This is a genomic window from Vibrio sp. Vb0888, from assembly GCF_033338835.1.
GTDB lineage: Bacteria > Pseudomonadota > Gammaproteobacteria > Enterobacterales > Vibrionaceae > Vibrio > Vibrio alginolyticus.
In genome coordinates this window covers 147620-161007 of the sequence record NZ_JAWOTL010000006.1, presented here as the reverse complement: position 1 = coordinate 161007, position 13388 = coordinate 147620, and the positions used below count along the sequence as shown (strand labels likewise).

Genomic DNA, 13388 nt, shown 5'->3' with positions numbered 1-13388 from the left:
GCAGGAAACGTATATTTAAAAAGGACCAGCAGGTTAGTAATCACCAACACTTATTATTAACAAGGATATAAACTGCGACGCATATCAACGTTTATTTTTTGGCCCAATGCTGGTTAAAATTAGCCAAAATAACGTTTATAACGGAGAGCTCAGAGATTTTAACGTTTTTAACGGGAATCAAGTTTGATTATTTTATGGATAAGGTGTTTTCTTACTCCTGCCTAAGGCCTACAGGCCACTCTTGGCGAAACTCAATGTTGTAATGAGTAAGGCATGTACAAGAGGTAGGTCTTAGAGAGTGTTTATCAATTGATGACATTCAATTCCATTTAGTGAAATGAAAGCAAATAGTAAGGAACAGCTATGCTTGCCAATATTAAAAAAACAGCACTAGCAACAGCAATTATTGCAACGGCTACTACAGGTTTTGCATCGGTAGCTACTGCGGCTGAACGCAGTGAACTGACTATCCACCCTAAAGAGTTTACAACTTTCGTTCGTAACTTTAACCCTTTCTTGGGTGCAACTAACCTGCACACAACAACCGACTTTATTTACGAGCCGCTCGTTGTTTTTAACGAAATGCACGGTAACACGCCTGTATTTCGTCTAGCAGAAAACTTTACCATGGCTGATGACCTGATGAGCGTAACCTTCGATATCCGTAAGGGCGTAAAATGGTCTGATGGCAAAGCGTTTACCGCTGATGATGTTGTTTATTCTTTCAACCTAGTTAAAGAGAAGCCAGAGCTAGACCAATCTGGTATCAACTCTTGGGTGACTGGCGTAGAAAAAGTTAACGACTACCAAGTTAAATTCCGTCTAAGCGAAGCAAACTCAAACGTTCCTTACGAAATTGCGAAAGTACCAGTCGTACCTAAGCACGTATGGAGCAAAGTAAAAGATCCAGCAACATTCACAAACGAAAATCCAGTAGGCAGTGGTCCATTTACTGAAATCGACACTTTCACACCGCAGCTATATATCCAGTGTGAGAACCCGAATTATTGGGATGCTGACAACCTAGATGTAGATTGTCTGCGTGTGCCACAAATCGCGAACAACGACCAATTCTTGGGCAAAATCGTTAACGGCGAAATGGACTGGACGTCTTCATTCGTACCAGACATCGACCGTACGTACGCTGCAGCAAGTCCGAATCACCACTACTGGTACCCACCAGCGGGTACTCAAGCATTTGTAGTGAACTTCAAAAACCCAGACGCTGCGAAAAACGAAGCACTAACTAACGTTGACTTCCGTCGTGCGTTCTCTATGGCGCTAGACCGTCAAACTATCATTGATATCGCTTTCTACGGCGGCGGTACAGTGAACGACTTCGCATCTGGCCTTGGCTACGCATTCGAAGCTTGGTCTGATGAAGAGACGCACAACAAGTACAAAGGCTACAACACATACAACGCGGAAGGTGCGAAAAAGCTTCTAGCTAAAGCTGGCTTCAAAGATGTAAACAAAGATGGCTTTGTGGATACACCATCTGGCAAGTCTTTCGAGCTTCTAATTCAATCACCAAACGGTTGGACTGACTTCAACAACACGGTACAACTAGCCGTTGAGCAACTAGCAGAAGTGGGCATTAAAGCTCGTGCTCGTACACCGGACTTCTCGGTATACAACCAAGCTATGCTAGAAGGTACTTACGACGTTGCTTACACCAACTACTTCCACGGTGCAGATCCACACTTGTACTGGGATAGTGGCTACAACTCGAAGCTACAAGCTGGTGACGGCATGCCTCGCTTTGCAATGCACTTCTACAAGAACGATAAGCTAGACGGTCTTCTTAACAGCTTCTACAAGACAGCAGATAAGCAAGAACAGCTAGAGATCGCTCATGGCATTCAGAAGATCATTGCTCAGGACCAAGTAACTATTCCTGTGCTATCTGGCGCGTACATGTACCAATACAACACAACTCGCTTCACTGGTTGGTGGAACGAAGAAAACCCTAAGGGCCGTCCAAACATTTGGGCAGGTATCCCAGAGCGTCTACTTCACGTACTGGACCTAAAACCAGTTAAATAAGTAGAAGTTCATTTCAAGCGGCATGCATCCCGTGTGCCGCCTATAAAAATCCCTTGTTAACGAAACCAATATGTGGCGCTCGTCGTCAGGGGATTTTTCGCTCTAAATTTCGCTAGGAGCGACCTGAAACCAGAAACAGGGAAAAAATCTGGGTGAGTAAGGTGTGAGTTATGGGTTATTTTTTAAGACGTTTGTCGTTCTATCTTGTCGCGCTCTTAGTTGCAGCGACGTTAAACTTTATTATTCCGCGAGCAATGCCTGGTGACCCAGTTACCATGATGTTTGCTAATGCTTCAGTACAGGTGACTCCAGAACGAATCGCAGCAATGAAAGAACTGCTCGGTTTCGTTGATGGGCCAATTTACATTCAGTACTTCTCGTACATTAAAAACATTCTAAGTTGGGAGCTAGGTACATCAATCCAGTTCTACCCTCTTTCAGTTAATTCTTTACTAGGTAGTGCATTTGGCTGGTCACTATTTCTAGCTGGTACTGCGGTTGTACTTTCTTTCTCCATCGCTTCTGTCCTTGGTATTTTTGCCGCCTGGAAGCGCGGTAGTAAGTACGATGCATTCGTAACGCCTGGCACATTGATCATTCAAGCGATTCCACAAATGGTTATCGCAATGTTAGCACTGTTTACCTTTGCGATTGGCCTGAAATGGTTCCCATCTGGCTATGCTTACACGCCAGGTACTATTCCTGATTGGACAAGCTGGGAGTTCATCAAGAACGTGGGTTACCACGCTGTACTACCTCTATTCTGTGCAACCATCGTTCAAATTGGTGGCTTCCTAGTTAACATGCGTAACAACATGATCAACCTTCTCGCCGAAGACTATATCACGATGGCTAAAGGTAAAGGGCTGAGTGAAAACCGCGTCGTCTTTAATTACGCCGCACGTAACGCACTACTTCCAAGTGTTACCGCACTGTCTATGTCTTTAGGTATGGCCATCGGTGGTCAATTAATCATCGAGATGATTTTCAACTACCCAGGCCTAGGTACTGTTCTATTGAACGCAATTCACGCTCGTGACTACCAAGTACTTCAAGGTCAGTTAATTATCATGACGATGTTCATGCTGTGCTTCAACTTAATGGCTGACATGCTGTACATGATTCTAGACCCTCGCCTACGTACGGGAGGCAAATAATCATGAAAGAACTATTCAAACTTATTTTAGGTAACGCATTTGCTCGCATTGGTCTTGGCATTGTTACGCTGTTCGTGTTCGTTGCGATTGCCGCTCCTTTACTTACAAAGCATGCGCCAGACAAGCGAACCGGTAACCCACACGAATACCCAAGCTTTGTTGTAAAACAGGCACAAAACAACCCTGATGGTTGGGTCGCTAAAAACCTAGCAGACGATCGTCGTACACTGCTTATGTCTAAAAAGGCCGACCACGTATTAGGTACTAGCCGAATGGGTCGCGATATCTGGTCGCAGGTGGCTTACGGTGCACGAGTATCACTGGGTGTAGGCTTTGGTGCTGGCATCATCGTGTGTTTCTTAGCAACAGTCATTGGTATATCGGCAGGTTACTTCGGCGGTAAAGTGGATGACGTATTGAGTGCCGCGATGAACATCATGTTAGTAATTCCGCAGTATCCATTGCTATTCGTGTTGGCGGCCTTTATCGGTGAAGCAGGCCCACTCACCATTGCCTTGATTATCGCTGGTACTTCTTGGGCATGGGGTGCACGTGTTGTCCGCTCTCAAACTATGGCACTACGCGAGAAAGAGTTCGTTAAAGCTGCCGAAGTATTGGGAGAGTCTTCATTCCGCATCATCTTTGTTGAGATTTTACCAAACCTTATCCCAATTGTCGGTGCGAGCTTCATTGGCTCAGTAATGCTGGCGATCAACACTGAAGCGGTCATTTCGTTCCTAGGTTTGGGTGATGCCAACACGATCAGTTGGGGCATCATGCTTTACAACGTGCAAACCTCATCAGCCATGCTGATTGGCGCATGGTGGGAAGTACTAGCACCTTGTATTGCCCTAACACTACTGGTTACTGGTCTTGCTCTGTTGAACTTTGCCGTTGACGAAATTGCGAACCCTCAACTTCGTTCTCACAAAGGCATGAAACGCTGGAAAAAACTAGCAGCAAAAGACAAGAAAGAACGTGAGCCTGAACTGGCACCACAAAATGCACTATGGAGCGGAGATAAATAATCATGACTGCACCACTAATTTCCATCCGTAACCTATGCGTAGACTACATCACAGACGCGGGCGATGTCCGCGCCTGTAACAACGTGAGCTTCGACATTGCACCAGGTGAAGTATTCGGTCTGGCTGGTGAATCTGGCTGTGGCAAATCCACTGTTGCCTTCTCACTAATGCGCCTTCATAAGCCGCCAGCGTTTATCACAGGTGGTGAGGTGATCTTCAACGGTGAAGATATCCTTCAGTACAGCGATGATCGCATGCAAGCGTTCCGCTGGAGTGAAATGTCGATGGTATTCCAGAGTGCGATGAACGCTTTGAACCCTGTTCTAACCATGGAAGAGCAGTTCTGTGATGTCATCATGCGTCATACCAATATGACTCGCGCTCAAGCAAAAACACGCGCTGAAGGTCTGCTGGAAATCGTTGATATCCACCCTAGCCGATTGAGTGATTACCCGCACCAGTTCTCTGGTGGTATGCGTCAACGTCTAGTAATCGCAATCGCTTTGGCTCTGAACCCAAAAATGATCATCATGGACGAACCGACTACCGCATTGGATGTAGTGGTTCAACGTGAAATTCTACAAAAAATTTACGCGCTTAAAGAAGAGTTTGGTTTCTCAATTCTATTCATCACACATGACTTGTCATTGATGGTCGAGTTCTCGGATCGTATCGGCATCATGTACTCAGGTGAGTTGATTGAAGTCGCGCCTTCTAAGCAAATTCTGGAAAGTCCTTACCACCCTTACACCAAAGGTTTGGGTAGCTCTTTCCCTCCACTAACTGGACCAAAGACCAAATTGACTGGCATTCCAGGTAACCCGTTGAACTTGCTAGAAGTTCCACAAGGCTGCCGCTTCCAAGCTCGTTGCGACCGCGTACATGAAGCATGTACACGTGTACCAACCCAATTACGTCAAATTGAACCAGGTCGCCTCTCAAATTGCCATTTGTACGGCGACACCATTGCTCAAGCTAAGGTTTAACAACAAAAAAACGCTAGCTCAGAACAAAAATTACACTGGAGAGAATTATGAGCAAACAATTCGGCGAACTGCTGATTGAGGGTAAAAATGTCGTTAAGGACTTCCCTTTAAACAGTAACTCAATCAAACAATCTAAGATGCGCGCAATCAACGACGTCTCTTTCAAAATGTACAAGAGCCGCGGCTTGTCAGTGGTAGGTGAATCTGGTTCAGGTAAGTCTACTACTGCAAAAATGATTGCAAAAATGTACGCACCAACCGATGGCATCATTGAATACAAAGGTCGTGATATCCAAGACATCACCTCTCGTCACGATTTAATGACCTACCGTGAAGGTGTACAAATGGTGTGGCAAGACCCGTTTGGCTCGCTAAACCCAACGCACAATATCTTCCACCATATTGCGCGCCCGCTGCTGATTCATAAGAAAGTAGCACCGGGCAACAAGAAAGAACTGGAAGAGCGTGTGTACGACCTACTTGAACAAGTTGGTCTTATTCCACCAAAAGAAACGGCGCAAAAGTTCCCGCACCAGCTATCTGGCGGTCAGCGTCAGCGTGTCAACCTGGCTCGTAACATCGCGGTTGGAGCTGAAGTAGTCTTGGCGGATGAGCCAACATCCATGCTCGATGTATCGATCCGCGCTGGCGTTTTGAACTTGATGGAAGAGATGAAGTTTGAAAAACAAATGTCTCTGCTCTACATCACTCATGACATCGCAACAGCGCGTTACATTGCTGAAGATCTTGCGGTCATGTACGTAGGTCACATGGTTGAATGGGGCGATACTGAAGAAATCATTCACGACCCTCAACACCCATATACGCAACTGTTGGTATCTGCGGTTCCAGATCCATCGAAGTCTATTCACGAGAAACTGAAAGGCAACAAAGGGGAAATCCCACTTTGGACACCAGAATCTGTCGGCTGTCCATTTGCTGGACGTTGTGTACACGCTACCGACAAATGTCGCGAACGACTACCAGGCGTCACTCAACTGTCCGACAACCACTTTGTCCGCTGTTACTTATTTGAAGATTAATCATAACGAGGGTCAGGTTCAGCCTGACCCACTCCTGTTTTTATCGTTTCCCGGAGACATTGAATGCTGCTACTGACTAACCACATTGGTTATGAACGTCTGGGCCCAAAGAAAGCCATTATCCAGACCGAACAACCACACTTGTCTTCTTACACTGCTCAATTGATTTGTGCCACTAGCGAGCAAACCGTGGCAACTTTTGCGGTTGAAGAACAAGGTAAAGTGGCGAACTGGCATCAGGGCTATTTCTACCTCATCGACTTTTCCTCTTTCACAACGTCAGGTGACTATTTCTTGCAAGTAGAAGATACGCGCTCTTCCTCTTTCATCGTTGGCGAACACATTCTGTTGGATCAAACTTTGTCAGATGTGATCCACTATTTCAAATCGCAACGTTGCGGCGGAATCTTCGATCAACAAGATCGACAACTTCCAGTACTAAACTCCAATAAAAAGGTTGATGTACACGGCGGCTGGTACGACGCATCAGGAGACGTTAGCAAGTATTTAAGTCACCTTTCATACGCGAATTATTTGAATCCTCAACAAACCCCAATGGTGGTTTGGAACATCCTAAAAGGGGTTTCGTTGCTTGAAGGAAGCGAAGACATTACAGCTTTCACACGTACACGTCTGATTGAAGAAGCCCTGTTCGGTGCAGACTTTCTTGTGCGTATGCAAAACGAAAAAGGCTTTTTCTACATGACGGTCTTTGACAAGTGGAGCAAAGATACTGCGCAACGCGAGATTTGCGCGTACGAAACTCAACTTGGTCACAAATTTGACGACTATCAAGCAGGCTTTCGACAAGGTGGCGGTGTCGCCATTGCAGCGCTAGCGGCAGCGTCGCGTTTAAGTGTTCACGGTGAATACGATCAACAAAAATACCGCAACGCTGCCGAAAATGGTTACTGGCACTTAAAAGAGCACAATACGCAGTACCTCAATGATGGGGAAGAAAACATTATCGACGAATACTGTGCGCTACTGGCTTGTGTAGAACTGTTTAAAGCAACCAAAGAAACTCGCTACTTGGAAGAGAGCCGTTTGTGGGCGCAACGTTTAGTTGCACGCCAAATGAGCGACGAGCAGATTCAACACTTTTGGTCAGCAAACCAAGACGGCAGCCGTCCATACTTTCACGCAGCCGAAGCTGGTCTACCAGTTATTGCCCTATGCGAATATCTATCAATTGAAGACGACTCAGCACGAGCGGAATCGGTAAAACGTATCGTCAACCTAGCGTGTGAGTTTGAGATCACAATATCGAATAAAGTGATCAACCCATTCGGTTACCCTCGCCAATATGTTAAAGGCGTAAATGAGTCAAAACGCGAGGCATTTTTTGTCGCACACAACAATGAATCCGGCTATTGGTGGCAAGGCGAGAATGCTCGACTGGGCTCACTCGCGACCATGGCGTACCTTGCTCAACCGCATACAGCGTCGCAAGAAGTACAGCAACAACTTTCTGTGTTTGCTCAAGATGCATTGAACTGGATTGTAGGCTTAAACCCATACGACATGTGCATGCTAGATGGCCATGGTCGTAACAACCCTGATTACCTCCCTCAATATGGTTTCTTCAACGCAAAAGGTGGCGTGTGTAACGGAATCACTGGCGGCTTTGAAGACGAGGAAGACATTGCATTTAACCCACCAGCACAAAAAGAAGACGTGTTACAAAACTGGCGCTGGGGCGAACAATGGATCCCGCATGGCGCTTGGTACTTACTCGCGATAATGAGTCAAGCTCAGCATGTTTCTCAGTTGGCGACCTCTAAAAATATGAAGGAAGAATAATCATGGGAATGTATTTTGTCGGTATCGATGGTGGCGGCACGTCATGTCGAGCCAGGATTAAAGATTCACAAGGTAATTTTCTTGGCGAGGCCAAAAGCGGCAGTGCCAACATCATGCTAGGTGCTGAAATAGCAATGGCTTCGATTCTTGAATCCATCACTTCGGCTACCGAGCAAGGCGGTCTAACACAACAAGATTTCGCGTCGATGCACGTCGGCTTAGCCCTTGCTGGCGCAGAGCACAAAGCATCTTGGCAAGCCTTCATGTCTCTTCCTCATCCATTTGCCAGTATAACTCTGAATACCGATGCTTACGGTGCGTGCGTTGGTGCGCACAATGGCGAAGATGGCGCAATCATGATTGCGGGAACCGGTTCTTGTGGCATCTACCTTAACGGATTGGAGCAACATGTTGTCGGTGGTCGTGAGTTCCCTATTTCGGATCAAGGTGGCGGCGCAGTGATGGGGCTACGCCTAGTTCAGCAAGTTTTGTTAGCTGAAGATGGCATCAGAGAAAAAACGCCCCTAGCACAACACGTTATGACGCATTTCGAAAATGAGGTCGACAACGTGGTGGCGTGGTCAAAACAGGCGCTTCCTCGTGATTATGGGCAGTTTTCTCCGGCTATTTTCCAACATGCGGAACAAGGCGATGCACTGGCCATTGAAATGCTGAAGCAAACCGCAGCGGATATAGAAATGTTTCTCGTGGCATTAAACAAGCGCGGCGCAACACGTATTTGTTTAATGGGCAGCATAGCTGAACGCATTGTACGTTGGCTTTCACCACCAGTTCAGCAATGGATTGTTGAGCCACAGTTTGACGCGATTGAAGGCGCAATTATGTTTGCTGGCAAACCAGAACATAACCTTTACTCGCTCAGTGCGGCGTAGGAGTAGATATGGAATATCGTGTTGATCTCGTAGTCCTTTCTGAGCAGAAACAAAACTGCCGCTTTGGCCTCACCTTTCATAACTTGAGCGACCAAGACCTAAACAGCTGGAGCTTAACTTTCGCTTTCGATCGTTACATTCTTCCAGACAGCGTTTCAAATGGTCAACTGACTCAAATTGGTAGTTTTTGCACACTTAAGCCAGAAGGGGTGGTACTGGCTGCCAACCATCACTATTACTGTGAATTCAGTATTGGTTCGAACCCATTCCGTTATTACTCGGATGGCTTTAACGAAGCGATGATCAACTTTGTCGTTGATGGAAACCCACAGCGCGCACAAGTGGATGTCACGCCTATCGTATTAGCTTCACCATACCGTGAACGCAGTGAGATTCCTGCAAGTTTAACCCATGCACAGCCCTTGCTGCCAAAACCAAACCATATTGAGGTCAGCGATCACTATTTTAGCTTTGATCATCATGCTGGCGTCGCGGTTTATTCAAGCCTGGCCAATTCAGCTAAAGAATGGCTACTTGATGAGCTTAAGCGCATTCACCAATTTGAGTTCGCATCAGACAATGGCAGTCAGATCATCTTCAAAGGCAACCCAACCTTGGATGAAGGCGCTTACAAACTGAAAGTAGCCGAAGAGTCAATCAAAATTGAAGCAGGATCTTCGTCTGGTTTTACCCATGCTTGTGCAACGTTATTACAACTAATCAAAGTTGGCGATCAACCTAACTCAATGGAAGTAGTTTGCTGTTCAATCAAGGACAGGCCACGTTTTCGTTACCGCGGTATGATGCTGGATTGTGCTCGTCATTTTCACTCCGTTAAGCAAGTCAAACGCTTGATCAACCAACTGGCTCATTACAAGTTCAATACGTTCCATTGGCATCTTACCGACGATGAGGGGTGGCGAATTGAAATCAAATCACTGCCTCAACTGACCGATATTGGTGCTTGGCGCGGATTGGATGAGATCAATGAACCACAGTACACGCACTTTGATGAACGTTACGGCGGCTTCTACACACAAGAAGACATCAAAGACGTTATCGAATTTGCATCGCAACGCGGCATCACCATCATTCCTGAAATTGATGTACCTGGTCATTGCCGAGCCGCCATCAAGTCGTTACCACACCTATTGGTAGAAGCGGAAGATACCACCGAATACCGCAGTATTCAGCATTACAACGACAACGTCATTAACCCAGCTCTGCCGGGGAGCTATGAATTTATCGACAAAGTGCTAGAAGAAGTCTCTGCGCTTTTTCCTGCGCCTTACGTTCATATTGGTGCCGACGAAGTACCTAACGGCGTATGGTCAAAAAGCCCAGCATGCCAAGCACTAATGGAACAACTGGGTTACAGCGACTACAAAGATTTGCAAGGACATTTCTTGCGTTATGCCGAAGACAAACTTCGTAAATTGGGCAAACGCATGCTGGGCTGGGAAGAAGCTCAACACGGCGACAAAGTCAGTAAAGATACGGTGATCTACTCATGGCTAAGCGAAGAAGCGGCCTTGAACTGTGCTCGCCAAGGCTTTGATGTGGTGCTGCAACCAGCACAAACCACTTACCTAGATATGACCCAAGACTACGCACCTGAAGAACCGGGCGTGGACTGGGCAAACCCACTGCCACTAGAAAAAGCTTACAACTACGAGCCGCTCGCTGAAGTGCCTGCTGACGACCCAATACGTAAGCGCATTTGGGGCATTCAAACAGCATTATGGTGCGAAATTATCAATAACCAACCTCGCATGGACTACATGATCTTCCCTCGTTTAACTGCAATGGCAGAAGCATGTTGGACAGACAAACAACACCGAGATTGGACCGACTATTTATCACGCTTGAAAGGCCATCTACCTCTGCTTGATTTGCAGGGAGTGAATTACCGTAAACCGTGGAAGTAATACAAAACTGATGTCGAAACATCACGCTTGAAGAGTTTTTAAATTTTGGCTGCTGATGCAGCTTCGTAAAAAGGAAAGACACAAATGAAATACGGCTATTTCGATAACGAGAATCGCGAATACGTCATCACTCGCCCTGACGTACCAGCACCATGGACCAACTACCTAGGTACTGAGAAGTTCTGTACGGTTATCTCGCACAACGCGGGTGGCTACTCGTTCTACAACTCTCCAGAATACAACCGTGTTACTAAATTCCGTCCAAATGCGACATTCGATCGCCCAGGACACTACGTTTACTTGCGTGATGATGAGACAGGTGATTACTGGTCAATCTCTTGGCAACCAGTTGCGAAGAGCCTAGACGAAGCAAACTACGAAGTTCGTCACGGCTTGTCTTACTCTAAGTTCAAATGTGAATACAGCGGTATTACCGCAACAAAAACTCTGTTCGTGCCAAAAGGCGAAGACGCTGAAATCTGGGATGTAGTGATTAAAAACACCTCTGACAAACCACGTACGATCAGTGCATTCTCATTTGTTGAGTTCTCATTCAGCCACATTCAATCTGATAACCAAAACCATCAGATGTCTCTGTACTCGGCAGGTACGGCTTACAACGAAGGCGTGATAGAGTACGACCTGTACTACAACACCAACGATTTCGAAGGCTTCTACTACCTAGCTTCAACATTTGCCCCAGATTCATACGACGGCCAACGTGACAGCTTCCTAGGCCTATACCGTGACGAAGCAAACCCGTTAGCGGTAGAACAAGGTAAGTGTTTCAATACAGCGCAAACTTGTTACAACCACTGTGGCTCTTTGCATAAGCAATTTACTATTCAGCCGGGTGAAGAAGTTCGCTTTGCTTACATTCTCGGTATCGGTAAAGGCAACGGAGAGCGTCTGCGTGCTAAGTACCAAGACCTTGCAGAAGTCGACAACGCATTTGCGGGTATCAAAGCACACTGGGATGAGCGTTGTGGCAAGTTCCAAGTGAAATCACCAAACGAAGGTCTAGATACCATGATCAACGCTTGGACGTTATACCAAGCGGAAACGTGTGTGGTGTGGTCTCGCTTTGCTTCATTCATCGAGGTGGGAGGCCGTACTGGTCTTGGTTACCGCGATACAGCGCAAGATGCAATCTCAGTTCCTCACGCTAACCCAGCAATGACGCGCAAACGTATCGTTGACCTACTGCGCGGCCAAGTAAAAGCGGGCTACGGTCTACACCTATTCGATCCAGATTGGTTTGATCCAGAAAAAGCGGATGTTAAACCATCTAAATCTCCAACCGTAGTTCCAACACCTTCTGATGAAGACAAAATTCACGGCATCGAAGACACCTGTTCTGATGATCACCTATGGCTAGTTCCAACCATCTGTAAGTACGTGATGGAAACCGGTGAGCACAGCTTCTTCGACGAAGTGATCCCTTACGCCGACGGTGGCGATGCAACGGTTTATGACCACATGAAAGCCGCGCTAGACTTCTCGGCTGAATACGTAGGTCAAACCGGTATCTGTAAAGGTCTGCGTGCAGACTGGAACGACTGTCTGAACCTAGGTGGCGGCGAATCTTCAATGGTGTCGTTCCTACATTTCTGGGCACTGCAGGAGTTCATCGACCTAGCGAAATACCTAGGTAAGGAAGCCGACGTTGAAAAATACACCGAGATGGCAGCAAACGTGCGTGAAGCGTGTGAAACACACCTTTGGGACGAAGAAGGCGGCTGGTATATCCGTGGTCTAACGAAAAACGGCGAAAAGATCGGTACAGCGCAACAAAAAGAAGGTCGTGTACACCTAGAGTCAAACACACTTGCGGTACTTTCTGGTGCGGTATCTCAAGAGCGCGGCGAAAAAGCGATGGACGCTGTCGATGAGAACCTATTCTCTGAATACGGCCTCCACCTAAACTCACCATCTTTTGCAACACCGAATGATGATATCGGCTTCGTAACTCGTGTTTACCAAGGCGTAAAAGAGAACGGTGCGATATTCTCGCATCCAAACCCATGGGCTTGGGTAGCTGAAGCGAAACTGGGTCGTGGTGATCGTGCAATGAAGTTCTACGATGCGCTAAACCCATACAACCAGAACGACATCATCGAAAAACGTATTGCAGAACCATACTCATACGTTCAGTTCATCATGGGTCGTGACCACCAAGACCACGGTCGTGCAAACCACCCATGGTTAACAGGTACGTCAGGCTGGGCTTACTTCGCTGTTACCAACTTTATTCTTGGTGTGCGTACAGGCTTCGATGGCCTAACTATCGATCCATGTATCCCAACGAACTGGCCTGGTTTCGAAGTGACTCGCCAATGGCTAGGAGCAACGTACAACATCAAAGTCGTTAACCCAGACTCAGTAAGCAAAGGCGTTAAGTCGATTACCGTGAACGGTGAAGCTGTAAATGGTGCATCTGTACCAGTTCAAGCGGAAGGTTCAGTAAACGAAGTTATCGTTACTCTAGGTTAATCATCTTTTGG

General features: G+C 46.6%; 9 protein-coding genes. All 9 read left to right on the top strand.

Going from position 1 to position 13388, the window contains the following annotated elements; translation table 11 throughout:
- Nucleotides 1-363: 363 nt before the first annotated feature.
- The 9 genes from R7P72_RS11175 to R7P72_RS11135 all read left to right on the top strand — a co-directional run bounded on the left by R7P72_RS11175 (nt 364) and on the right by R7P72_RS11135 (nt 13377).
- On the top strand, nt 364-2046 hold the full coding sequence (locus R7P72_RS11175; RefSeq protein WP_005380037.1) for an ABC transporter substrate-binding protein: 1683 nt from the start codon (nt 364-366) through the stop codon (nt 2044-2046).
- 170 nt (nt 2047-2216) lie between these two features.
- Entirely contained in the window at nt 2217-3203 is a 987-nt protein-coding gene (locus R7P72_RS11170; protein ID WP_005380038.1) for an ABC transporter permease, read from the top strand.
- A gap of 2 nt (nt 3204-3205) precedes the next feature.
- Nucleotides 3206-4231, top strand: a complete 1026-nt coding sequence (locus tag R7P72_RS11165) for an ABC transporter permease (RefSeq protein ID WP_047102642.1) — start codon at nt 3206-3208, stop codon at nt 4229-4231.
- A 2-nt stretch (nt 4232-4233) separates the two neighbouring features.
- A complete protein-coding gene (locus R7P72_RS11160; protein ID WP_005386550.1) occupies nt 4234-5217 on the top strand; it encodes an ABC transporter ATP-binding protein in 984 nt (327 codons plus the stop codon).
- A 47-nt stretch (nt 5218-5264) separates the two neighbouring features.
- The gene (locus R7P72_RS11155) at nt 5265-6260 is read left to right on the top strand and encodes an ABC transporter ATP-binding protein (RefSeq protein WP_005380041.1); all 996 of its coding nucleotides are present in this window, start codon (nt 5265-5267) and stop codon (nt 6258-6260) included.
- A 63-nt stretch (nt 6261-6323) separates the two neighbouring features.
- Nucleotides 6324-8063 carry a glycoside hydrolase family 9 protein gene (locus R7P72_RS11150; RefSeq protein ID WP_213907279.1) on the top strand — a complete coding sequence of 580 codons (1740 nt, stop codon included), beginning with the start codon at nt 6324-6326 and terminating at the stop codon, nt 8061-8063.
- A gap of 2 nt (nt 8064-8065) precedes the next feature.
- On the top strand, nt 8066-8956 hold the full coding sequence (locus tag R7P72_RS11145) for an N-acetylglucosamine kinase (protein ID WP_104975571.1): 891 nt from the start codon (nt 8066-8068) through the stop codon (nt 8954-8956).
- Nucleotides 8957-8964: 8 nt separating this feature from the next.
- Entirely contained in the window at nt 8965-10884 is a 1920-nt protein-coding gene (locus tag R7P72_RS11140) for a beta-N-acetylhexosaminidase (protein ID WP_005380048.1), read from the top strand.
- A gap of 84 nt (nt 10885-10968) precedes the next feature.
- The gene (locus R7P72_RS11135; RefSeq protein WP_005380050.1) at nt 10969-13377 is read left to right on the top strand and encodes a GH36-type glycosyl hydrolase domain-containing protein; all 2409 of its coding nucleotides are present in this window, start codon (nt 10969-10971) and stop codon (nt 13375-13377) included.
- Nucleotides 13378-13388 lie beyond the last annotated feature (11 nt).